Annotated in this window: 20 protein-coding genes; 15 read left to right on the top strand and 5 right to left on the bottom strand. The window is 37.6% G+C overall.

Annotated elements, in window-relative coordinates:
• The first annotated feature begins 21 nt into the window (after positions 1 to 21).
• The 4 genes from ACSLUO_RS12970 (at position 22) to ACSLUO_RS12955 (ending at position 2,783) form a co-directional block, all read left to right on the top strand.
• Positions 22 to 243, top strand: coding sequence for a hypothetical protein (locus ACSLUO_RS12970; RefSeq protein ID WP_448249041.1), 222 nt, complete (start codon positions 22 to 24; stop codon positions 241 to 243).
• Between the two features lie 134 nt (positions 244 to 377).
• Positions 378 to 791, top strand: coding sequence for a DUF2750 domain-containing protein (locus tag ACSLUO_RS12965; RefSeq protein WP_448249039.1), 414 nt, complete (start codon positions 378 to 380; stop codon positions 789 to 791).
• A 248-nt stretch (positions 792 to 1,039) separates the two neighbouring features.
• Positions 1,040 to 1,654, top strand: coding sequence for an ANTAR domain-containing response regulator (locus tag ACSLUO_RS12960; protein ID WP_448249037.1), 615 nt, complete (start codon positions 1,040 to 1,042; stop codon positions 1,652 to 1,654).
• Between the two features lies 1 nt (position 1,655).
• A complete protein-coding gene (locus ACSLUO_RS12955) occupies positions 1,656 to 2,783 on the top strand; it encodes a CmpA/NrtA family ABC transporter substrate-binding protein (RefSeq protein ID WP_448249035.1) in 1,128 nt (375 codons plus the stop codon).
• 264 nt (positions 2,784 to 3,047) lie between these two features.
• Here the strand turns inward: ACSLUO_RS12955 and ACSLUO_RS12950 are convergent, their stop codons facing one another.
• Both ACSLUO_RS12950 and ACSLUO_RS12945 read right to left on the bottom strand, forming a co-directional pair.
• Positions 3,048 to 3,989, bottom strand: coding sequence for a PA2778 family cysteine peptidase (locus ACSLUO_RS12950; RefSeq protein ID WP_448249033.1), 942 nt, complete (start codon positions 3,987 to 3,989; stop codon positions 3,048 to 3,050).
• Positions 3,990 to 4,032: 43 nt separating this feature from the next.
• A complete protein-coding gene (locus ACSLUO_RS12945) occupies positions 4,033 to 4,404 on the bottom strand; it encodes a PA2779 family protein (protein WP_448249031.1) in 372 nt (123 codons plus the stop codon).
• Between the two features lie 481 nt (positions 4,405 to 4,885).
• On the opposite strand from ACSLUO_RS12945, the gene ACSLUO_RS12940 reads away from it, so the two are divergent.
• The 8 genes from ACSLUO_RS12940 (at position 4,886) to ACSLUO_RS12905 (ending at position 12,176) form a co-directional block, all read left to right on the top strand.
• Positions 4,886 to 6,283, top strand: coding sequence for a CmpA/NrtA family ABC transporter substrate-binding protein (locus ACSLUO_RS12940; protein ID WP_448249029.1), 1,398 nt, complete (start codon positions 4,886 to 4,888; stop codon positions 6,281 to 6,283).
• Between the two features lie 122 nt (positions 6,284 to 6,405).
• Positions 6,406 to 7,362, top strand: coding sequence for an ABC transporter permease (locus ACSLUO_RS12935; protein ID WP_448249148.1), 957 nt, complete (start codon positions 6,406 to 6,408; stop codon positions 7,360 to 7,362).
• 23 nt (positions 7,363 to 7,385) lie between these two features.
• A complete protein-coding gene (locus tag ACSLUO_RS12930; RefSeq protein ID WP_448249027.1) occupies positions 7,386 to 8,237 on the top strand; it encodes an ABC transporter ATP-binding protein in 852 nt (283 codons plus the stop codon).
• Between the two features lie 72 nt (positions 8,238 to 8,309).
• A complete protein-coding gene (locus tag ACSLUO_RS12925; protein WP_448249025.1) occupies positions 8,310 to 9,464 on the top strand; it encodes an alginate export family protein in 1,155 nt (384 codons plus the stop codon).
• 195 nt (positions 9,465 to 9,659) lie between these two features.
• Complete coding sequence (locus ACSLUO_RS12920) at positions 9,660 to 10,415, top strand: 1-acylglycerol-3-phosphate O-acyltransferase (RefSeq protein ID WP_448249023.1); 756 nt, start codon at positions 9,660 to 9,662, stop codon at positions 10,413 to 10,415.
• An 8-nt stretch (positions 10,416 to 10,423) separates the two neighbouring features.
• Complete coding sequence (rraB, locus tag ACSLUO_RS12915) at positions 10,424 to 10,774, top strand: ribonuclease E inhibitor RraB (protein WP_448249022.1); 351 nt, start codon at positions 10,424 to 10,426, stop codon at positions 10,772 to 10,774.
• A gap of 65 nt (positions 10,775 to 10,839) precedes the next feature.
• Complete coding sequence (locus tag ACSLUO_RS12910) at positions 10,840 to 11,013, top strand: hypothetical protein (protein ID WP_448249020.1); 174 nt, start codon at positions 10,840 to 10,842, stop codon at positions 11,011 to 11,013.
• Between the two features lie 131 nt (positions 11,014 to 11,144).
• Positions 11,145 to 12,176, top strand: a complete 1,032-nt coding sequence (locus ACSLUO_RS12905) for a LacI family DNA-binding transcriptional regulator (protein ID WP_448249018.1) — start codon at positions 11,145 to 11,147, stop codon at positions 12,174 to 12,176.
• Between the two features lie 63 nt (positions 12,177 to 12,239).
• Here the strand turns inward: ACSLUO_RS12905 and gtfA are convergent, their stop codons facing one another.
• Positions 12,240 to 13,712 carry a sucrose phosphorylase gene (gene gtfA, locus ACSLUO_RS12900; protein WP_448249016.1) on the bottom strand — a complete coding sequence of 491 codons (1,473 nt, stop codon included), beginning with the start codon at positions 13,710 to 13,712 and terminating at the stop codon, positions 12,240 to 12,242.
• 194 nt (positions 13,713 to 13,906) lie between these two features.
• Here gtfA and ACSLUO_RS12895 point away from each other — a divergent pair, with 194 nt between their 5' ends.
• The 3 genes from ACSLUO_RS12895 to ACSLUO_RS12885 all read left to right on the top strand — a co-directional run bounded on the left by ACSLUO_RS12895 (position 13,907) and on the right by ACSLUO_RS12885 (position 18,756).
• The gene (locus ACSLUO_RS12895) at positions 13,907 to 15,130 is read left to right on the top strand and encodes an MFS transporter (protein WP_448249015.1); all 1,224 of its coding nucleotides are present in this window, start codon (positions 13,907 to 13,909) and stop codon (positions 15,128 to 15,130) included.
• Between the two features lie 220 nt (positions 15,131 to 15,350).
• The gene (locus ACSLUO_RS12890) at positions 15,351 to 17,747 is read left to right on the top strand and encodes a TonB-dependent receptor domain-containing protein (protein WP_448249014.1); all 2,397 of its coding nucleotides are present in this window, start codon (positions 15,351 to 15,353) and stop codon (positions 17,745 to 17,747) included.
• Between the two features lie 61 nt (positions 17,748 to 17,808).
• Complete coding sequence (locus ACSLUO_RS12885; RefSeq protein WP_448249013.1) at positions 17,809 to 18,756, top strand: carbohydrate kinase family protein; 948 nt, start codon at positions 17,809 to 17,811, stop codon at positions 18,754 to 18,756.
• 46 nt (positions 18,757 to 18,802) lie between these two features.
• Here the strand turns inward: ACSLUO_RS12885 and ACSLUO_RS12880 are convergent, their stop codons facing one another.
• Both ACSLUO_RS12880 and ACSLUO_RS12875 read right to left on the bottom strand, forming a co-directional pair.
• Complete coding sequence (locus tag ACSLUO_RS12880; RefSeq protein ID WP_448249012.1) at positions 18,803 to 21,889, bottom strand: efflux RND transporter permease subunit; 3,087 nt, start codon at positions 21,887 to 21,889, stop codon at positions 18,803 to 18,805.
• Positions 21,889 to 23,028, bottom strand: coding sequence for an efflux RND transporter periplasmic adaptor subunit (locus ACSLUO_RS12875; protein ID WP_448249010.1), 1,140 nt, complete (start codon positions 23,026 to 23,028; stop codon positions 21,889 to 21,891). Before ACSLUO_RS12875 ends, ACSLUO_RS12880 begins: the two co-directional genes overlap by 1 nt.
• Positions 23,029 to 23,100 lie beyond the last annotated feature (72 nt).

Here is a 23,100-nt window from a genome sequence, read left to right as displayed (position 1 = left end):
TCAGCGGTAGATTATACAAATATGGAAAGACGCCAGAGTTCTTTATCTTCATCTCAATTATGGGGTCGATTAACTTTATCTCAGCAGTTTTCTGCGAGCAGTTTAAATCAATATGGTTATGATTTAGCTTTTATTCGCAATACTGAAAGTGGTCCACTGGCTGTACTTTTGTGTGATGATAATGCGGCAACTATTGATAACCACGGTGAAATCAATACCTCACCTGATATTGTCATTAGATAAAAATATCTGGTTCAAAAAAAGCATAACAGCCTTGTTGTTATGCTTTTTTTTGTCTAAATTTTCTATTATCCCTTGCCGCCTTAAGTTAAACTCTACCTACTTCTGTTTTCTATTTTTATTATGGGTTTGAGCACATGAGCAGTTTGCTTACTTCAGCTGAATATCAAAACATTCTTAATTATGATGCTGAGCAGCGCTTACGTTATAGCCTTGAAAAAATTATTGAACATCAAACCCTTTGGATCCTGATTGATGAGCATGGCTCTGTTATGCTAAATACGGATGATGAAGATTGTGTACCAGTATGGCCTTTAAAAGAGTTTGCTGAAGCTTGGGCGACGGGCGAGTGGCAAAATTGCCAAGCTGAAGCGATTTCATTCGCTAAGTGGAAAAGCCGCTGGACACCAGGACTAATAGAAGATGATTTATCGTTAGTGATTTTTCCCAATGAGCAAGAAGAAGGCTTAGTGTTATTTCCTGATGAATTTGAACAAGAATTAACGAAAAAAGCGACTAAATTCACTAAAGTTAAAACCAAACGTCTATAAATCACCTCTGTAACCAGCTATTACCTACAATATGACGGTTGCCTAATTATGAGTCATAAAAAACCGTTTATTTCATAAAGATCTATTTTGGCGCATAGCTGCATCAAAACAAGACAAATTATCTAATGCGCACTTTCGTTTAAATACCTAACTTATTGTTTTTATTTAATTAACACCTTTGGCATAGTCCTTGTTAGTAACTGTAGTAATTAACTATAATTATTTAACTCTTGGTGTCTTTCGTTATTATGAAGCAAACCAAAAACATCACAGCTAATACGAAATTGAATGTTTTGTTAGTGGAAAATGACCATCAAAAAGCTGAAGAACTATCGGCGGCGCTGGATCATTCTAATTATCAAATTGAGCATGTTTCTCATTCTGGTATTTCATTATTAAAACAAGTAGAAAAAATTAAGCCTGATGTCATTATCATTGATATTGAATCGCCTGATCGTGACATGTTGGAAAGTTTAAATCGAATTTCTCGTTCATCGCCCAGACCGATAGTTATGTTTGCTGAGCATGAAGAAGATACCGATACTATTAATCAATTAGTCAAATATGGCGTTAGTGCGTACGTTGTTGGTGATGTTAACAAGGTTAGGGTTAAGTCCGTATTAGATATTGCGATGGCGCGTTTTAATGAGCACCAAGGGCTAAAAAAAGAGTTAGAAGTTACTAAGCAAAAATTAACTAGCCAAAAAAATGTTGAAAAAGCGAAACGTTGGTTAATGGAAACAAAAAATATTTCCGAAACTGAGGCTTATCACTCTATTCGAAAAATGGCGATGGATAATAGTCAAAAAATGGATGATGTCGCTAAAAATATCTTGTCACTCGCTGCTGTTTTAGAAGTTTAATATGACTACACATTTCAATATTGAAAAATCAGATTTAGATATCGGTTTTATGCCGTTAACCGATTGTGCGCCTGTGGTGATCGCCAAAGAAATGGGCTTTTTTGAACGCTGGGGTTTAAATGTTACTTTACATAAACAAAACTCTTGGGCGGCCTTGCGCGATAAATTACATATTGGCTCTTTAGATGCCGCGCAAATGTTAGCACCCATGCCATTAGCCAGTACTTTAGGAATTGGCAGTGTTAAGGCAAATGTTATTACTCCTTTTGTGTTAAGTCGAAATGGTAACGCCATTACTTTATCAAATCAGCTGTACCATAACATTTTGGAACAGTATCAGGTTAGTTTGCTAAGTTTACCGTTATCGTCAAGTATGCTCAAAAAAACCATTGAGCAACGCCGCGAGCAAAATAGCAAATTACGTTTTGCCACCGTATTTCCACATAGTTGTCATTATTATCAATTATTAACCTGGTTCGAACGCTGTGATATTTCATTGGATGATGTCGAAATTATTATTCTGCCACCATCTAATATGGTACCAGCGTTAAATGCTGGCGATATTGATGGTTTTTGTGTTGGTGGTCCGTGGAATGCAAAAGCTGTGCGTGAAGGGGTTGGTTTAACTTGTGCTACATCTTCCGATATCTGGCCTGATTCACCAGAAAAAGTATTAGGCTTGTTAGCTGATTGGCAAATTAAATATCCAGAAACGACCATGGCGTTAGTGGCTGCATTACAAGAAGCTTGTTGTTGGTTGGAGAATATTCCTAACCGTTTTGAAGCGGCGAGAATTTTAGCCACCTCACAATATTTAGATACCAATATTGATGTAATTGCGCCGTCTTTATTAGGTAGTTGTTTGGTTTATCATGATAAAGCTCCGCGTATCGTGCCAAGTTATAACCAGTTTACGGCGATAGGTAAAAAGTCGAGTAATAGCCCTGATATTGCTTATGGTGAATATTTACTGGAGCATATGATTAATGCTAATCATATTAATGAGCAACAAGCGCGTGAGCTATTTGTTGGTTCGGTATTTCGTGATGATATTTATCAAGCGGTTACCGATATTATTCAACCGCAGTATGATCGCCATGTTTCATTAACCTTGGCCAGCTCATTTTAACTAACCTGAACTCGGTTTAATGGGTTTTGTAACAGTCTGATTTATAATAAATAATTTAACAGTTTACGTACTTATTTTGTTGCACCTAGTTTATCTTAGACTCAATGATGAAATTTAAGTGGATATCAAGACGTTTTTTCGTACTAATAGCTGGCTATTAGAAGGAAAAATAACGTAGATAGACGCTTAAATAGCGTTATTGAGCAAAATGGCTTAAACCGAATTCAGGTTAACTACTTTTACATGACATTGGCTGGTATCAAATTATTGGCTAATAAAACCGACAATTTCGGCTTGAGTATCTAATAAATTAGCATCATTTGGTGCTAATTTTAGCGCTTGTTCAATCATCGTTTTTGCTAGGTGTTTTTGGTTGTTTTTAAATAAAGCATAAGCGTAATTATTCAGGTAATTTGTTTCTGTTAACGCTAAGGGTAAACCTTGCTCAAACCAATTCACCGAGCGCGTAATATCATGGGTTAAATAATAATTACCCAGCAAAAAATAACTTAACCACTGCTCAGGCCAAAGCTGAGTTGCCTTTTCTAAATGCGCAATGCCGGCATGTGTTTGTCCAACCAATAATAAATCTTGCGCAGCTTTTAGATAATTAAAAGCATTAAGTTCTTTGAGTGAATGCTGTGTTGGTAAAGCGATAACCGACCAAAAATTTGCCCGTTGCCAAGTTCGTTCAAATAAGGCTAAGTCTACCCGTCGATTAGCGGTATCTGCTGAATGTAAGATAATTTCTTGCGTGTTGAGGTCGTAGCCTTTCACGACCGCGTAATGCCATAACGGATACCAATCTAAGCCTAAGTTTTGTAAAACGATGATCGGTATGTTTAAATTAACCAGTGTTATCAGTTGTTCTAAATGGCTCCTTTCACTATAAGCAAGCAGACCTTGCTGCCTTATCGCTGCTATCATTTCAAGTTGTAAACTGCCTTTGCGACCAGGGATAAAAAGTTGTGGCGCTATCTCTTCAGGTGACAGTTTAATACCATTAAATTCGAATATTTCAGCAAGTGTTGTTGGCCCACAATAATAAGCTTGCTGCGGATAGAAAGGCAGATTATTGATATTAGCGCTAGCTGGTAAATGCGGCGGTGGACTGTTTAATAAGTGTTGGGTTTGTGGTGGTGTGGCACAACCGCATAACATAAAAAAGCTGACAATAATGCCAGCTTTTAAGATGCTTTTTTTCATTATAATACCCACGATTGGATAGACTGATTAATGGCAATATCGGTTAAATAGGTTCGATAAAAGTATAAGCGTCAGTAATACCTAATAAATCTAATACTGCAACAACAACTAAAACGGTAACTATGGTGCCAACAATACCACTACCGGCTGGTGCATCATTTATTTGCTGGTTTAACTGGGCTAATTCAACGTCAGTTAAGTTATTAATACGTGCTTTTGCATCTGCTGCATTAACACCTAATTCAACCAGTTTTTTTTGTACTTCAGCGCTATCAATCATCGCTAGGATGTTTTGTTTATTAATCGTTGATAATTGTTGCTCAATTACAGTTGTTGAACTGACAACACCGGCAAGAGAGGTGAATGGGATAGTGCATGTTAAAAGTGTTCCGAAAACTAATGTCGATTTTTTCATAACTGCTCCTTTTTTTATTGTCAGTATTCATCATAAAGCAAAAAGCTGTTTTACTCTATTTTGTTTTGATAATCGTATTAGGTGAGAAAAATATCAAGACGATAACGTAATGGCTCTTAATATCGACTAATCCAAAATACTATGCACCAAAATAGTAAGTACGAATAACGCTGGGGCAACTTATTTGCACCGATATTGTGTATTTAAGTGGTGTAATCATTTAACTTATTGTTTTGTAATGGTTATTTAAACTTGGCATCAATTCTGTATTATACTATACGAACAAAATTCATTATTAACCCAACAGCGGGATAATAAGAAAAATGAGAAAACCGATAAGCTGAGCTTATCAACACAATTTAACTTTATTAAAACTAATCGAACTGCAAAGACGTAGTAATTTATTAGTTTGGCATTGAAGCCCACAGTAACTGGAAAATTTTTTCAGGGTTGCTGTGGGCTTTTTTATTTGGAGAAAAAAATGCTTAAGAAACATTTCAACAAAATAAATAAACACGTATGTCATGCCTTAATTGCAGGTGCTTGTTTTACTACTTCATTAATTTCAGGTGCTGTAACAGCCGCGGAATTAGGTTACCCAGAAAAAGAAGAATTAAAATTCGGCTTTATTAAATTAACTGATATGGCACCAATCGCGGTTGCTTATGAAAATGGTTATTTTGAAGACGAGGGGTTATACGTAACTATTGAAGCGCAAGCCAACTGGAAAGTTTTATTAGATGGCGTAATTGATGGTCGTTTAGATGGCGCTCACATGTTAGCAGGCCAACCTATTGCTGCGACGATTGGTTACGGTACAAAAGCTGAAATCGTGACGCCATTTTCAATGGATTTAAATGGTAATGCGATTACCGTATCAAATGATGTTTGGAAAGAAATGAAGCCAAACATTCCTAAAATGGCAGATGGACGCCCAGTTCACCCAATAAAAGCAGACTCGTTAAAACCTGTTATTGAAAAATATGCGGATGCCGGTAAGCCATTTAATATGGGCATGGTATTCCCAGTATCTACGCATAACTATGAATTACGTTATTGGTTAGCGGCTGGTGGTATTCACCCAGGTTACTATGCACCTCATAAAGGGGATACCTCAGGTAAAATTGATGCGCAAGCGTTACTGTCTGTAACTCCACCACCACAAATGCCGGCAACCTTAGAAGCAGGCACCATTTATGGATATTGTGTAGGTGAACCTTGGAACCAACAAGCGGTATTTAAAGGTATTGGTGTACCTGTAGTTACCGATTACGAAATTTGGAAAGATAACCCTGAAAAAGTGTTTGGTTTATCAAAAGAATTTACTGAAAAATACCCAAATACCACTATTCGTTTAACACGTGCACTTATCCGTGCGGCTAAATGGTTAGATGAAAAGAACAACAAAAACCGTCCTGCGGCAGTAAAAATCTTATCACAATCTAACTATGTTGGTGCTGATTATGACGTTATTGCTAACTCAATGACAGGTACCTTTGAATACGAAAAAGGTGATAAACGAGAAGTACCAGATTTCAACGTATTCTTCCGTTACAACGCCACTTTCCCTTATTACTCTGATGCGATTTGGTATTTAACACAAATGCGTCGTTGGGGACAAATTAGCGATGACATGCCTGATTCTTGGTACAAAGATGTGGCGAAAAAAGTTTACCGTCCTGACATTTATTTAGCCGCTGCTAAGTCATTAGTTGAAGATAAATTAATGCCGGCAAGTGATTTTATTGAAGTGATGGATGAAGACGGTTACCGCGAACCACAAACACACTTTATTGACAACATTGTTTATGACGGTAACAAACCAAACGAGTATATCAACAAATTTGCTATCGGCTTAAAAGCAGGCGACAAGCTTTAATAGAAATACTTTAGTAATCCCAGTAATTAAGAGAATAAGTAGTACTGCGTAGTGTAATGCTGCGCATAAGGAACATAGTGATGACCACATTGATCAACAAACTAATCGCAGGAGGTTCTGATATGAGCCTAGCTAAAGGACTGATGAGTTTTTACACCAATAATGCCAAACCGGTATTGTTACCATTAATAGGAATTGCAGTTTTTCTATTCTTATGGACATTAACCGCAAGCAGTATTGATACCTCATTAGGTAAATTCCCAGGACCATCTGCGGTAGCATCTCAAATGGTCAATCTTTATGACGAACATGTAGCAGAGCGCGAAAAAGCAGACGCTTTTTATATTCGCCAAGAAGAGCGTAATGCTAAACGTATGGCTAAAGACCCTGATTATGTTCCTAAAGAGCGTACTTATACTGGTAAAGAAACATTTTTAGATCAGATCTTTACCAGCTTAATTACCGTGACTAGTGGTTTTATTGTTGCTGCTATTATCGCCATTCCGTTAGGCATAGCGGTAGGCTTAAGTAAAAATTTGAACACGGCTATTAACCCCATTATTCAGGTATTTAAACCGGTTTCACCGTTAGCTTGGTTACCTTTAGTGACTATGGTGGTGAGTGCTGTTTATACCTCAGATGACCCAATGTTTGCTAAATCGTTTGTTAACTCAATGATCACGGTAACTCTGTGTTGTTTGTGGCCAATGGTAATTAATACTTCTGTTGGTGTTGCTGCTATTAATCAGGATTGGGTGAATGTAAGCCAAGTATTACGTTTACCACGCTTAAAGCATGTACAAAAAATTGTGTTACCAGCTGCAATTCCAGCCATTTTTACCGGTATGCGTTTATCACTGGGTATTGCATGGATGGTGTTAATTGCCGCGGAAATGCTAGCGCAAAATCCAGGTTTAGGGAAGTTCGTTTGGGATGAATTCCAAAACGGTAGTTCAGATTCGTTAAGTCGCATTATGACCGCTGTAGTTGTGATTGGTTTTATCGGTTTTATGCTTGACCGCTTAATGCAAAAAATTCAAATGTTTGTCTCTTGGGACAAAGCTAGTGCAGAAAGATAATCTTAGGATATAAGGACAAAACAATGAGTACATTATTAAACATTAGTAAAATAGACATGGTTTTCCCAACCCCTAAGGGAGACTTTACCGCACTAAAAAATGTTGACTTACAAATTAAAAAAGGTGAGTTCATTTCATTAATTGGTCATTCAGGTTGTGGTAAATCTACCGTGCTAAATGTGGTTGCCGGCTTATATCAAGCAACCAAAGGTGGCGTGTTATTAAATAACAAGGAAGTAACAGAGCCAGGCCCAGAGCGAGCGGTTGTGTTCCAAAACCATTCGTTATTACCTTGGTTAACTTCTTATCAAAATGTGGAATTAGCAGTTGATCAAGTTTTTGCGAAAACCATGAATGCTAGCGAAAAGAAAGAGTGGATTGAACACAACTTACGTTTGGTACATATGGAACATGCAATGCACAAGCGTCCTGATGAAATTTCAGGCGGTATGAAACAACGTATTGGTATTGCTCGTGCTTTAGCAATGCAACCAGAAATATTATTAATGGATGAACCTTTTGGTGCATTAGATGCGTTAACCCGTGCTCATATGCAAGATTCTTTAATGGAAATACAAGATGAGCTTAACAATACCGTCATCATGATCACCCATGATGTAGATGAAGCGGTATTGTTATCCGATCGTATTGTCATGATGACTAATGGCCCAGCAGCAACAATTGGTGAAATCATGGAAGTTAATTTACCGCGTCCTCGAAACCGTATTACGCTTGCTAAAGATCCTCAATATAACGAGTACCGTTCAGGGGTATTAGAGTTTTTATATGAAAAACAACGCAAAGTAGAAATTATTTCGCCAAAAGATAAAAAAAAAGTGACCCAGAGCAAAGAAAAGTCGTCTGAAGTCGCTTAACGTAACCTTATTGAATTATTTAACAAAACCAAATTTTAAAACTTTAAAAATAGAAAAACAGGAAAATTAAACATGAAAACTAAAACTTTCTCATTATCAAAAATTGCTATGGCTACTTTATGTTTAGCAGGTGCTGCGGTTACCGTACAAGCAGAAGAAAACGCAGCCAAAGCAACGTTAGATATGAACTTACGTTATGAAAATGTTGATCAGGGTGCTAAAGATGCTGATGCATTAACATTACGTACACGTTTAACATACCAAACGGCTACGGTAGATAACTTTTCTGCTGTTATTGAATTTGAAGATTCACGTGTTGTAGCGGGTATGGATGACTATAAATTTGGCCCTATGGATTCAGGTAACACAACTGATTCAGTGATTTTAGATCCAGAAACAACAGAGTTAGATCAAGCGTTTGTACAATACAAAAAAGACAAATTTACTGCCAAAGTTGGTCGCCAAGTAATTACCTTAGATGGTCACCGTTTTGTTGGTCACGTTGGCTGGAGACAAGATCGCCAAACCTTTGATGCAGCAACATTTTCGTATGCGGCAAGTGATAAATTAAACGCCAGTTATTCATATATTAGTAAACGTAACCGTATTTTAGGTGAGCTTGCGGATGCCGATTCAAGTGATCACTTAATTAATGTTTCGTATAAAACATCAGTTGGTAAATTAGTCGGTTACAGCTACTTATTAGACCAAGATGGTGGTGCTGAAATTGACACTTATGGCGTTAGCTTAACTGGCGCTAAAGATAAATTATCATATGCTTTTGAGTACGCAACCCAAGAAAATGGCGACTACGATGCTGATTATATAAAACTAGAAGGTGCTTATAGCTTTGATAAAGTTAAAGCTATTTTAGGTTATGAATTATTAGGTAGTGATAACGGTATGTATGGCTTCCAAACACCATTAGCAACAGCTCATAAATTTAATGGCTTTGCTGATGTATTTGCTGCAAGCACACCAACATCAGGTTTAGAAGATATTTATGTAACAGTTGCAGGTAAGGCTGCTGGTGGTAAATGGGCGGTTACTTATCATGATTTTTCAGCCGACGAAGGTAGTGCTGATTTAGGCAGTGAAATTGACGCGGTATACGGAAAATCATTTAACAAAAACTATTCAGGTGGTATTAAGTTAGCTATGTACTCTGCCGGTGATAGTGGTGTTGATACCGATAAAATTTGGTTATGGGTTGGTGCTAAGTTCTAATTTATACCCTTAAATTGAATGTCACTATACACACTTAGTTTGTGAGAGAGAAAACCTTGGTTGCTTAACAGCACCAAGGTTTTTTATTTTAGTGAAAGTTGGTCTCGGAACGATTTTGCCAAATCAACAGTAAAATTTAGTGATTTAATTATTTACATGTATACTTGCGACCACGATTTTTTCTAGGATGTTATTTTGATCGCTTTTTTCCGTATCATCATTGTATTTATTGTTTTTCTCTTGATCACTACCGGCGCGTGTATTTTTTCTCTTTTTCGCCTACGTAGTACCAATAATGTGTATTACACCTCTTTATTTATGGGGCGTGTATCAAAGTTATTAGGTTTAGACATAGAAGTTAGAATTCCAGATGAAGTGAAAAAATTAGGTTCAGCGGTATATGTTGCCAATCATCAGAATACTTATGATATTTTTACTATTAGTTCCGCTGTGCGTCCGCATACCGTCAGTGTCGGTAAAAAAAGTTTACAGTGGATCCCATTCTTTGGCCCTATGTATAAGATGACAGGTAATATCCTGATTGATCGTAAAAACACCTCAAAAGCGATGGACACCATCGCGATCACAGCAAAAAACATTAAAGACAAAAACATGTCTGTGTGGTTGTTTCCGGAAGGGACCCGTAGTAATGGTCATGGTTTACAGCCATTTAAAACCGGAGCTTTTAGAACGGCTGCTATCGCCGATGTGCCGATTGTGCCGATTTGTTTAAGTAATATTCATAACAAAATTAAATTAAATCGTTGGAATAACGGTAAATTAATTATTGAATTTTTACCGCCGATTTATATTACGGATGCTAACCGTGATAACATTCGAAAATTAACCAATGAAACCCATGATCAGATGTTAGAAAAAATTAATCAGATCAGTATCGAAACGGGTGATCCTTACCCTCCTTATAAAAAAATTGTTAAAAAGAAGAAATAGAGCCGCTCATGATTGATGAAGAATTAAAACATTGGTTAGCCCACAGTGACGAGTTAATCGAAGAATTACTTGAAGATGGTAGTAATGAAGAAGTTGACCACACCATAGAGCATCATTTTGCTAGCCCTGATTTTGACTTGTTAGAAAAAGCGGCAATTACGGCTTTTAAAATGGGTTATGAAGTTGAAGAGCCAGAAGAAGCTGAATTAGAAAACGGTGATAAAGTATTTGCTTTTGATATTGTAACCGAGCAGCCGTTAGATAATGAAATTTTAGCGGATGAAACGACAAAAATGTATGAGCTAGCCAAACAATGCCAAGTAGATTATGACGGCTGGGGCACATATTTCGAAGAATAGCTGCTATAATGAACAAGGAACACCGAACAAGATCATTATGAAGACAATTTAAAAGGATTTTTACCATGGAATGGTTATCAAAAATTTTAGACCCTATGATGCTAACGATAATATCTGTTGGCATTCCTACCATTATTATTGTGGCAATATTTGCTTATGCCGCACATAAAGCTCACCTAAAACATATTGAACGGATTAATAAAATTAAGCAGGGTTATTTTTTATCTGAAGAAGAATAAATTTATGCCTGATAATTACCAATACTTTATTATATAAATGGCTTATTAAGTGTGTTTGATAGTATTAAATTAATCAAAAAAATGACAATATAGGAATAGTTTATTTTAGTCATTAATCGATAATTTATTATATGTCTCAATCAAAAGCATGGACGTTAAAAAGTATTGCTAAGGAGCTTGGTGTTTCAAATGCTACCGTTTCTAATGCCTTTAACCGTCCTGATCAATTATCCGAAAAGCGCCGCAATGATATACTTGCCGCTTGCCAAAAGTTAGGCTATAGCGGCCCGAATAAAGCGGCGCAATCTTTACGTCGTGGTAAATTTAATATTGTTGCCTTAGTGTTACCTGATAGCGTTGAATATATGGTGTCAGACCCAGTAGCTAGCAAGTTTATGAAAGGGGTTTCTTCCATTTTAGAAAAAAACAATATTAACTTATTGTTATTTTCAGGTAAGGCCGAAAATATTAATGCGGTTGCCGATTTTGTTGATGGCTTTATTTGTTATGGTAGCCCACGTAATACTCGATTAATTGAGCAACTTAAAACGACCACAAAAAAAGTAGTGACTATTGATTTTGATATTGCGCGTAATGCTTCAGTTAATGTCGATAATGAAAACGCGGCCTATGAAATTGCTAACTTAGCAATAAAATCAGCCCAAGATCATGTTGCTATCTTAGGTTTACGTTTACTTGATACAGATTTAACTTGCCGTGTTTATGACACACCGACTATGGATGTACATTGTTCGATAGCCCATCAACGATTAACGGGTTATATGCGTGCAATTGACAACAAGGGGGTTGAACTTAATCATGATCGTATCTGGAATATTCCAGAAAGTAGTCAACGCTTTGCTAGTATTGCAGCAAAAGAGGCGTTAACGTCGGTACCTCGACCAAATGTTTTATTATGCATGAGTGACTTAATCGCCCTAACCGCTATGCAAGAAGCCATCGATTTAGGCTTGAAAATCCCCGAAGATATTCGCATTGTTGGTTTTGATGGTATTGATGAAGCATCGCGATTTAATCCAAGGTTAACCACTATACATCAAAACAGTGAAGCAAAAGGAATAAAAGCCGCAGAGCTATTTATTGCCAATGCTCGTCATACCGAGCTTATTCCATACCAAATGGTTATGGGCAATAGCTGTTAGTTTACAAATAAAAAAGCCCATAACAAGGTGTTATGGGCTGCTAAAAGAGATTAATTTTTAAAATTAATTTTCTAGCAAGTGCTTAAGTTCTATCTTCTCTTCAATTCCTTGGCTGTTTAATATTATTTCAGCACTGCGGTTTGTTAAGTTTACGTTTAAAGTGGCGCTGCAGTCATTGTTATGCCATGCCATGGTTAAAACACCGGCCTCAGAATTGACACTAAATTCACCATTAAACGCATTACTTTGATTACGGATTTTAATTAACCTTAACAAAGCACGTGTTACCGGTTTAGTTAATAACGTATCAATTTTATCAAGATTTAAATAAGGGCGATTAATATCTCGGCCAACATTGGTTTGTTCAAGTAGTGCCATATCATTGGGATGACATAATAAACCCGCGTAATAAACTTGTGGTACGCCAGGAGCAAAAAATTGAATGGCTCTTGCGACTAAATAATCAAAATCAATTTGGCCTAGTGCATCATAATAAGTGCAGTTAACTTGGTACAAATCCACGTTGCTAGCAGCAGCGCCAGTTGCCTGTTTACTTTCTTCTTGGCTATTGAAATGAATTTTTTCAACTAAGGCATCAATTTCATCATCGGTTAGTAGGCCAGCTTGGCCATTCATTGGGCCAACATCAATAATACCGATTCCATCATGAGTATCTAATACGGTAATACAGTTTCTTGGTGAAATACTGAGCCAGCGACTTAGCGCATCAAAATTTTGATTAAAAATACTATGCAATATTAATGGCGGTAAGGCAAAGTCATAAACCTGATCAACACGCTTGGCTATTTCTATTTGAGTTTTATAATAAGAATGAATTTCTACTAAGGTTTCAATGCCTAAGCTATTGGCTTTAACCGTTAAGTCGTTAATAAAATCAAAAGTATCTTCAGTCATAAAACAACTGGTGCCGGCTTTTTTAAGGGCGTAACCAGCGGCATCTAAGCGAATAATACTCACGTTGTTTTTTGAAAACGTTTGCAAAATATCGGTTAAGTATTGTTTGCCACGGGCAGAGTTAACATCAATATCAATTTGATTACTGGTGAAGGTTGTCCAAAATTCAACCGTGTTATTATCTGCTACTGTATAGTTAGAAAAACAACTTCCAGGACGAGGACGATAAATCTTTTCGCGATCTTCATCACTCAAACCATTCGGAAAAACTTTATCTTTAGTGAGGAATAAATCCCAATATTCAGATTGCTCACCTTTAGCTAAAACGTCCTGAAATTCAGGCGATTGAGCTGACATATGGTTAACAATTAGATCAGCCATAACATCATAATTTTCACCTAATTCTTGCACGTCTTGCCAAGTGCCTAGGCGTTCATCAACTAAGGTATGATCGATCGGATCAAAGCCTGCATCACTACCGTCAATGGGATAATAAAATGGCAATAGATGAATGCCAGAAAACAAGCCCTTTAATTGCTTATTTAAAAGTGTGTTTAATCCATTAATGTTAGATCCCGACAATCTGTCTACATAAGTAATTAATTGAATATTGTTTTTCATCGCATTCTCTTTAAAATTTTTTAAGTTGATACTTAATCGATTAAGTTATATATTCTACTACGATGAAAAGTTTTTCAAGTAATATTTAATTATTTTATTTAGTTCGCTATTTTTTGCTACGCTTTATTGGTAAAAATAGTAAGTAAAATTAGGTGTTTACTTGTTAGGTATTTAATTTACACGAGGTAAAACTTATGAATCCAGTCAATAATAATGTCGCAGAAACATCATTATTTCGTATTAAGTGGTTAACTTATATGATGTTTTTTGTTTTTGCTATGACATCAGATGCGGTCGGGGTGATTATTCCTGAATTGATCACAACTTATCAACTCAGCCTTACGCAAGCGAGTGCCTTTCATTATATCCCAATGATTTTTATTGCTTTTAGTGGTTTGTTTTTAGGTTATTTAGCGGATAAATTAGGGCGAAAAACAACAATTGTTATTGGTTTACTTATTTTTTCAGCGGCCAGTTTTTTATTTGCTGCCGGTAGCTCATTTTTTTATTTTCTTTTTTTACTTGGTTTAGTTGGCATTGCAGTTGGTTTGTTTAAAACCGGCGCGTTAGCTTTGATTGGTGACATTTCTACTACCAGTAAAGAACACACGGTTACGATGAATACGGTTGAAGGTTTTTTTGGTGTTGGTGCTATGGTTGGCCCAGCAATAGTAAGCTATTTGTTGGTTTCTGGCGTTTCGTGGAAGTATCTTTATATAGCGGCGGGCATTTTATGTGTGTTGTTATGTATCATCGCATTAAAAACCGATTATCCTGCTAGGCAATCAAAACTGGCAGATCAAATTAATTTAAAAAGTTCGCTAAAAGTGATGAAAGACCCTTATGCTATTGGCTTTTCATTAGCTGTTGCGCTTTATGTTGCTACTGAGGTGGCTATATATGTTTGGATGCCAACCTTATTAATGGATTATAACGGCTCGTTTATTTGGCTTGCCACTTATGCACTATCGGTGTTTTTTGCCTTACGTGCGGGTGGGCGTTTCTTAGGTGCTTGGGTATTAAAACATTTTAAATGGCAACAAGTGATGTTTTGGTTTTCGTTTGCTGTTTTTCTTTGTTATTTAGGTACCGCTATATATGGCGTAAAGGCTGCTGTTGTGTTGTTACCTTTATCTGGGTTGTTTATGTCAGTTATTTATCCAACCCTTAATTCTAAAGGGATCAGCTGCTTTCCAATGGAAAAACATGGCGCCGTAGCCGGTGTCATTTTATTTTTTACTGCCTTGTCTGCCGCTATAGCACCGCTATTAATGGGTATCATTAGTGATATTTTTGGTCATGTTTCTTATGGCTTTTATTTAGCGACTATTTTTGCCGGATTATTAGCTGTGCTGGCTAGTTACAATTTAATAAAAGATCCATCAGAGCTTCAAATTGCTCAACAAGAGTTACCGTAACGTAAAATATTGATGAAAAAATTTATATATTTATCAGTGTATTAACTTAAAAACATTAAATTTATTAAAAAAAAACACGAATAAAACTTGCAAAATTAGCTGTAATTATAAACAATTAACTTAATCGATTAAGTTTGGTTTTAAAAAAAGCATCTAACAATAGCTGTGAAATTTGGAACCTAGAGTCTATAAATAATATTAGTGAAAACGGGGTGTTAAAATGAAACAAGTTCAATATAAAAAATTTATGTTAAGCGCACTTGCTATGGCGGTATGTACTAATTTAAGTGCAGCGGAAACAACCGAAGAAAAAACCAGTGCAGAAAAAGGTTTAGACTTTGAGCGTATCGTTGTAACAGGTGTTCCTAAAGGAACCACTGTTATGGCTTCAAGCGTTTCAGTAAGTAGTTTGTCAATTGACCAGTTAGAAGTTACCACACCAAGAACAAGTGCAGAGGCATTACGTTCTATTCCTGGTATTCGTGCAGAAGCATCGGGTGGTGAAGGGAATGCGAATATTGCTGTCCGTGGTTTGCCAGTTGCCTCTGGTGGGGCAAAATTCTTACAGCTACAAGAAGATGGTTTACCTATTTTACAATTTGGTGATATTGCCTTTGGTAATGCGGATATCTTTTTACGCTTAGACAGTACTATGCAAACTATTGAATCAATTCGTGGTGGTTCTGCTTCTACCGTTGCTAGTAATGCGCCAGGTGGCATTATCAATGTTATTAGTAAAAATGGCTATTCTGAAGCGGGCAGTGTTTCAACAACTTTTGGTCTTGATTACGACAGCTTACGCACTGATTTTGAATATGGCGGTGAAATCAACAGCTCAACTTATTTTCATGTTGGTGGTTTTTTACGTCAAGGCGACGGTGGTAGAGATGTTGGTTATACCGCGAATAAAGGTGGCCAAATTAAAGCGAATTTAACCAAAGAATTTAACGATGGTTATGTTCGTCTGTACTACAAACATTTAGACGATAAGAGTATTGGTTATTTACCTATGCCAATGAAATCTGACGGTAGTTCATTACCGGGTTTTGATTCACAAAAAGATTCACCACATTCAGCAAACTTTTTATCAACACTTTCATTAGGGGCTGATGGCGAACGACGTCGTGGTGATATGCGTGATGGCATGAACCCTATGGTTGACTCGTTTGGTGTTGAAGCGGTATTTGACTTAGGTAATGATTGGGAAGTAGAAAACCGTTTTAGAATTTCAAACGTGAGCGGTAATTTTATCGCTCCGTTTCCTGCTGAAGTTGGCAGTGCTAGTGATATTGCTGAAAGTATTGCTGGCGATGGTGCTACTTTAAGTTACGCAAACGGTGCTTCTTCAGGTGATAGTTTTAACGGTAATGTGATGAGAATTCATACCTTTGATGTTGAAATGAACGATTTTGGTTCGTTAGTTAATGACATGAAATTAACTAAAACTCTTGATAATACCGTGATCACCGCTGGTTATTATAAAGCATCACAAACCATTGATATGTCATGGCTTTGGAACTCTTATTTAATGGAAGTAAAAGGTGACAATGCCGCTTTATTAAATGTTGCAGCCGCTGATGGCACGAGTTTTTCTGACAATGGTTTATACGCTTACGGTACGCCTGCTTGGGGAAATTGTTGTCAACGTAACTACAATGCTGAATATGATATTAGCGCACCTTATCTTGCTATTTCGTCAGTGTTTGATGATTTTACCGTTGATTTAAGTTTACGCCATGATAGCGGTGAAGCGACAGGTTATTATGCTGGCGCGGTAACCAGTGAGGTTGATATGAATCTTGATGGCGTTATTTCAGAGCCTGAAAAGAATGTTGCAGTTGCTGATAACGCAAATCAATCAATTATTAATTATGATTGGAGCTACACCTCATATTCAATTGGTGCTAACTATCAAATTGATAATGATTTAGCGATGTTTGCCCGTTTGAGCCATGGTGGTCGTGCTAATGCGGATCGCTTATTATTTGGTAAAGTTAGAGCTGATGGTTCAGTTGCGAAGCAAGATTCTGTTGATGAAGTGGATCAATTCGAATTAGGTGTTAAATATCGTCATGACAACATGTCTATATTTGCCACTTTGTTTACGGCTGAAACAGAAGAACAAAACTTTGAAGCAACTAGCCAAAAGTTTTTTGATCGCCAATATGAAGCTACAGGTATTGAACTTGAAGGTACTTATTATTTAGGTGATTTTGATATTCGCGGTAACTTTACTTGGACTGATGCTGAAATTACTAAAGATGCCGTTAACCCAGATGTTGTTGGTAACACGCCAAGAAGACAAGCAGATTTTGTTTATTCATTAATTGCTCGTTATAACTTTGACCAAGGATCAACAGGGGTAAGTTTAATTGGTACTACCGATGCTTACGCGCAAGATAACAACGACTTAAAGTTTGATGGTTACACTCAAGTGAATGCCTTTGCTTCTTATTTGTTGTCTGATAACTTCACTGTGTCACTTAATGTTAATAACCTTTTTGATACAGTTGGTATTACCGAAGCAGAAGAAGGCTCAATACCAGCTAATGATATTATCAGAGCAAGAACTATTAATGGTCGTACTACATCAATGACCTTTAGATACGACTTTTAAATTGTCCTGATTTCTTGTTAATACAAGCCCATTTCGGTGGGCTTTTTTGTAAGGTTAATTTATGAATAAACTATTATGTTATGGTGAAGTGTTGGTTGACTTTATTCCTGCAGATAGCGAAGCATCTTTGTATCGTCCAATGGCGGGTGGCGCACCAGCTAATGTGGCCGTAGCTTTTGCCAAACTTGGAGGGGAAAGTTACTTTGCGGGTGGTTTAAGTGAAGATAACTTTGGTCAATTTCTACGAACGTCTTTAGTTAACGAAGGGGTTAATCTTGACTATGCTGTGACGGTTGCCAAAGCAAATACCGCAGTGGTTTTGGTTACTTTAGATAAGGACGGTGAAAGGTCATTTAACTTTTATCGTGAAAATACCGCTGATTGCCAATATAGCGAAGCGGATAGTGAAAATATTGATTGGCCTGGGTTAAGTATTTTTCATTTTTGTTCTAATACCTTAACAACAAAAGCCATGCATGATAATACCTTAGCAGCGCTTGAGCTTGCTAAGAAAAATAAGCTGCTAGTTAGCTTTGATGTCAATTTACGTCAACAGTTATGGCAGGATGTTAGTGACTTACCTGCTCGGGTAGAGCAATGTTTAATGGTTAGCGACTTAGTCAAATTAAGTAAAGATGAAGCGCTATATTTAGCGGAAAAAAATAAGATGAGTTATCAGGAATATTTAACTTATCTTGTCGCCTTAGGGATTAAACTTGTGTTGATCACTGACGGCGCCAATCAAATACAAATGCTGTGCTCGCACTATTGTGAATTTAGTACAGTACCTAGTATTACGGCAGTTGATACCACAGCCGCAGGCGATAGTTTTCTGGCCGGGTTTTTGTGGCATTTTAGTCAAAATGTCGAAAAACATGAGTTAGAGTATGGTCTTCAACATGCAGAAAAAGTTAAACAGGCGGTACAATTTGCTAGTCAATGTGGCGCCTTTACCTGCCAACAAAAAGGGGCTTTTGCGGCCTTGCCTACACTTTCAGATCTTGATTAGTGTAAACGGCAACTCAGCCATCAGCTCAGTTGCCGTTTAATTGTTTTTATACCAAGGTTGTTTGTTTACTTTGCTCAAAGGCATTGCGCTGGCTAAATAATGAAAACGCGACCGGCACAAAAATAAAAGACAGTAGAGTCGTCAAGACAGTACCGCCAGCCACAGCGACGGCAAACGGTGGCCAAAAACCTCCGCCGGCGAGTACTAAAGGTAAAAAGCCTCCGACAGTAGTTATGGTGGTTGAGCTAATATGGCGAGTACAGCTTTGTACGCAGTTTATAATTGCTTTGCTATCACCGGTTACGGCATTAACATCAGATTTTAATTCAGCAATGATCACAATCGCGGCATTAATCGCTAAGCCCATTAACCCTAATAAACCAATGATCACGGTAAAGCCAAAAGGGTAATCAAACAGGTAAATGGTTAATAAGCCTAAGCCGACGGATTGTATTGCTGATAAAAAGATAATAATACTTAAGCGGAACGAGTTAAACGACAGTACCACCACAGTAATTAACAAAGTAAAAATAATACCAACACTGGCTAATAATTTACCAACAGCTTGATCACGTTCCGCCGACTCACCACCAATTTCGAGATGATAGCCGGCAGGTAATTGATAGTTTTCTTGTGTTAATAAATCCGTGACGCGATTTAGTACAATCGAAGGTAATACACCTGAGCGAATATAACCTTCAATAACGTTAACTCTAACCCCATCACGATGGGGAATGGCACCTCGGCTCGGTTTTATTGTTAAGTTGGCAATAGCACTTAAGGGAATTGGATCGCTAGCTTGAGGGCTAATAATATTGATATTAGCAAGCTTGCTTAATTCGTTACTGTCGCTGTTAGCAAGACGTACACGGACAGGAATTGACTCGGTTGCTTCGATAATAGAACCGTTTGTTAGGCCTGTTAAGCGGCTATTTAGCTGGTTTGAAATATCGGTTAAGGTTAGCCCCGCTAAGGCAGCCATCGACTCATCAGCTTCTACCCAAACTTTTGGCGTACCTGGTTGCAAAGTTGCGCGGGTATGCATGATATCTTCGGTTAAACTCATGTAGCGGCGAATGTCATCACCAATTTCTTTTAAGGTATCTAGGTTTGAACCATAAATACGTAATTCAACGGGCGCATTAAAAGGCGGGCCCTGTTCAAGTTTACGCACTAATATTTGGGCATGAGGCATTTGGTCATCAAGCGCTTTTTGAATGTCAGGAATTAACCTATTTGCCGTAGCAAAGTCGCTTGCGGTTACCATGGCTTGGGCATAATTTTTACTGCCGTCTTTGGTTGGCATTAAATTGTAATAAAATGACGGGGTATTTTTACCGATTAACCAGCGTACTTTTTCAATGCCCTGTTGTTGATATAAAAATTGGCTAATATCATGGCTGACTTTTTCAGTGGCTAAAATACTACTTTGTGCCGGCATAAAAAGTTCAATTTGAAACATGTCACGATCTGACGGTGGAAAAAACTGCTCGGTTAAATGTTTGGCTAAAATAAAACCAGATAAAGGTAAGCAAAAAAGAGTAATTAAAACGGTTTTACGATGGCGCAAACTCAGTGTTAATACTTGGCTAAAAGCTTTAGCTAATTTCGGCATCGCGATACCTGTATTATACCAGTGGCTTGAACTAGGAGAGCCTTTGGGTAAAAAACGTCCAGCTAAACCGGCAACAATGGTATGAGAGATAATATAAGAGCCAACTAACGAAAAAATTACACTTAACGCGATACCACCAACAAATTCACCAGCCGGCCCAGGCATCACGACAATTGGCATAAACGCTAAAATGGTGGTGATAGTGGAGCCTAATAATGGCACCCATAAGTGTTTGACGGCAAAGCTAACTGAATCGAGCCTGCGCATACCCAGTTGCCGCTGTTTTTGAATAGTGTCTGTCATGACAATGGCGTTATCTACCATAATGCCAAGCGCAACTACTAAACCAGTGACTGACATTTGGTGGATAGGCAAACCATAAATATTCATCACGGCTAAGGTAAACAGTACGGTTAAGGGTAACGAAATCGCGACAATGGCGGCACTTCGCCATCCAAGGGTAAGTAATAACACCACAGAGATCAGGATAAAACCTAGGGTAATATTTGATAATAAATCGCCTAAACGCGCTTCGGTATAACTGTTTTGATCAAATAAAACTTCGAGCTCAATATGATCAGGTAATTGCTTTTTAAAATCAGCAATAGCGGCTTGAACTTGCACTGTCCATTTGTCTATTCGCAAACTGGGTAACATGCGAGTACCGACAATAACTGAAGCTTGATCATTCACTAACGCTATTTCGCTAGCCGGCCAAGTCAGTGTTTTTTCAACGTTGGCAATGTCACCTAAAGTTAATAACGAGTTCGATGAATTCGTTTTTACTGGAATATTGCGAATGCGTTGAACATTATCAAAGGCACCTGTTAATTCTACTTGCATTTGATTATCAGCATTGATCAATTGGCCAGCAGATACTTTCGCATCGGCTTGGGCAATTAATTGTGAAATAGTGCCAGCGGACAGCTGTAACTGATCACTTAAGCTAGGATCTATTTCTACTAATACTTCTTCTTGGCCATGACCATAGATCGAGACGATTTCAGTCCCTGAAACTTGCTTTAATTGGTTTTGTAACTCATTGGCGTAGCGGCCTAACATGGCAATATCAACGGCGCTATTGGCCTGCCAACTTAACGATAATAATTGGGTATAAGCGTAACCACGATCATCTTCTAATACAGGTGAAATAGTGCCTTGTGGAAAGCTTGGGGTCACATCATTTAATAAGTCACGTACGCGAGACCATATAGGCTTAGTATCAACAACTTCATCATGTAATTTAATTTGCACAACCGAAATATTTGGTCGTGATACTGAGGTGATCAAGTCTATTTCAGGTAATTTCCGTAATTTTTGTTCTATTTTTTCGGTGATTAATACCTCAATACGCTCAGCACTTGCACCCGGTAATTGGGTGATCGCCGTGGCAATACGGTTGGTAATATGGGGATCTTCAGTTCGCGGTAAAGTTGAAATAGCAGCAAAACCAGAAACAACCAATAAAGCGATCATCAACGACATTAATCGGCCATTTTTAACAAATGAGCGGATCATTATTGTTGCTCCTCACTGCGGGCGTTTTGGCTCAGTTGTGCTTTTCTGACCAGTTGTCCGGCAACTAAACGCTGTAAACCACTAGCAACAATTTGTTGTGGCTGTGCTGGTAAACCGGTAACAAAGGCTTGTTGTTTATTACTGTATAAAACATTCACGGTATGTTTATGAATTTCAAATAAATCGGGTTGCTCGGTGCCAATAACCGTAAATATATTCCACTGGCCACGAATACCGTCGGTTAACGCACTTAATGGCAGCCAAAAACCGACTTGCTCTAAGGTTTCGTTAATGTTCACTTTAGCAAGTTGGCCATTAAAAAATGCGATGTTTTGCTCAGGTAATAAACGAATATTGACGGTGCGATTTTGAGGATTAATTTGCTGACCAATCGCTAAAATAGTAGCTTCAATTTGTTGGTTATTAAGCTCAAGCTGTAAGGTTTCATTAAGCTTTAAGCTATTGGCAAGTTTACTTGGAATGCCTAAGTTGATTTGTTCATCATTACTTTTTATCAGTTGATAAACAGGACTGCCGGCGGGAGCTAATTCACCAATATTAAAAAAACGTTTAGTAATGGTGCCGTTAAATGGCGCAATAATATTGCTTTGTGATAATTGATATTCCGCACTCGCTAGTACTGACTTTAACTTTGTTATGGTGGCAGTTAACACCGTTTTTTCGGTGTTTAATTCATCTAAACTTTGCTCAGAAGCAAAGCCTTTTTTATCAAGAGCATTTAAGCGCTTAAGGTTGGCTTGGTTTAAGTTGAGTTGCGCTTGTGTTTGGTTAATTTCAGCTTCAATTTCGGCTTTTTTAAGTTCTAATAAATTAGTGTTTAGTGTTGCTAAGCTTTGGCCTTGCTTCACCTGATCACCATTGTCTACATGTAAGCTTTCAACCTTCCCACCAAACTCAAAACTTAATCCGGTACTTTGTTTGCTGGTGATTTCACCTATGTATTGGCGAGTAATTTGGTAGTTTTCTACCGGTGTTATCGTGATAATTTCGGCCGCATGGTGATAGCTGACTTTTTCAGCCTCGGCTTGTTTAGAGCAAGCCGATAAAGTGAATGTTGCGACAGCCAGAAGTGAGAGAAAAAAAAGCGAAGTTGGCTGCTTGGTAAAAATAAAAGTCATAAATATTATTGCCTAAATATTAACTAGACTTAGCAGTCTATTTTAGTCAAACTAGACTGTCCAGTTTATTTT

The organism is Thalassotalea agariperforans, assembly GCF_053470345.1.
Note: the sequence above shows the minus strand (reverse complement) of the source record. Positions and strands in the feature narration are given on the sequence as shown.

Excerpts from the sequence above, each read along its gene's own strand:
- ACSLUO_RS12880 (WP_448249012.1), bottom strand. The coding sequence starts at position 21,889 with ATGATCCGCTCATTTGTTAAAAATGGCCGATTAATGTCGTTGATGATC.
- ACSLUO_RS12930 (WP_448249027.1), top strand. The coding sequence starts at position 7,386 with ATGAGTACATTATTAAACATTAGTAAAATAGACATGGTTTTCCCAACC.
- ACSLUO_RS12950 (WP_448249033.1), bottom strand. The coding sequence starts at position 3,989 with ATGAAAAAAAGCATCTTAAAAGCTGGCATTATTGTCAGCTTTTTTATG.
- ACSLUO_RS12945 (WP_448249031.1), bottom strand. The coding sequence starts at position 4,404 with ATGAAAAAATCGACATTAGTTTTCGGAACACTTTTAACATGCACTATC.
- rraB (WP_448249022.1), top strand. The coding sequence starts at position 10,424 with ATGATTGATGAAGAATTAAAACATTGGTTAGCCCACAGTGACGAGTTA.
- ACSLUO_RS12955 (WP_448249035.1), top strand. The coding sequence starts at position 1,656 with ATGACTACACATTTCAATATTGAAAAATCAGATTTAGATATCGGTTTT.
- ACSLUO_RS12910 (WP_448249020.1), top strand. The coding sequence starts at position 10,840 with ATGGAATGGTTATCAAAAATTTTAGACCCTATGATGCTAACGATAATA.
- gtfA (WP_448249016.1), bottom strand. The coding sequence starts at position 13,712 with ATGAAAAACAATATTCAATTAATTACTTATGTAGACAGATTGTCGGGA.
- ACSLUO_RS12885 (WP_448249013.1), top strand. The coding sequence starts at position 17,809 with ATGAATAAACTATTATGTTATGGTGAAGTGTTGGTTGACTTTATTCCT.
- ACSLUO_RS12925 (WP_448249025.1), top strand. The coding sequence starts at position 8,310 with ATGAAAACTAAAACTTTCTCATTATCAAAAATTGCTATGGCTACTTTA.
- ACSLUO_RS12940 (WP_448249029.1), top strand. The coding sequence starts at position 4,886 with ATGCTTAAGAAACATTTCAACAAAATAAATAAACACGTATGTCATGCC.
- ACSLUO_RS12905 (WP_448249018.1), top strand. The coding sequence starts at position 11,145 with ATGTCTCAATCAAAAGCATGGACGTTAAAAAGTATTGCTAAGGAGCTT.
- ACSLUO_RS12960 (WP_448249037.1), top strand. The coding sequence starts at position 1,040 with ATGAAGCAAACCAAAAACATCACAGCTAATACGAAATTGAATGTTTTG.
- ACSLUO_RS12875 (WP_448249010.1), bottom strand. The coding sequence starts at position 23,028 with ATGACTTTTATTTTTACCAAGCAGCCAACTTCGCTTTTTTTTCTCTCA.
- ACSLUO_RS12965 (WP_448249039.1), top strand. The coding sequence starts at position 378 with ATGAGCAGTTTGCTTACTTCAGCTGAATATCAAAACATTCTTAATTAT.
- ACSLUO_RS12970 (WP_448249041.1), top strand. The coding sequence starts at position 22 with ATGGAAAGACGCCAGAGTTCTTTATCTTCATCTCAATTATGGGGTCGA.
- ACSLUO_RS12895 (WP_448249015.1), top strand. The coding sequence starts at position 13,907 with ATGAATCCAGTCAATAATAATGTCGCAGAAACATCATTATTTCGTATT.
- ACSLUO_RS12890 (WP_448249014.1), top strand. The coding sequence starts at position 15,351 with ATGAAACAAGTTCAATATAAAAAATTTATGTTAAGCGCACTTGCTATG.
- ACSLUO_RS12935 (WP_448249148.1), top strand. The coding sequence starts at position 6,406 with ATGAGCCTAGCTAAAGGACTGATGAGTTTTTACACCAATAATGCCAAA.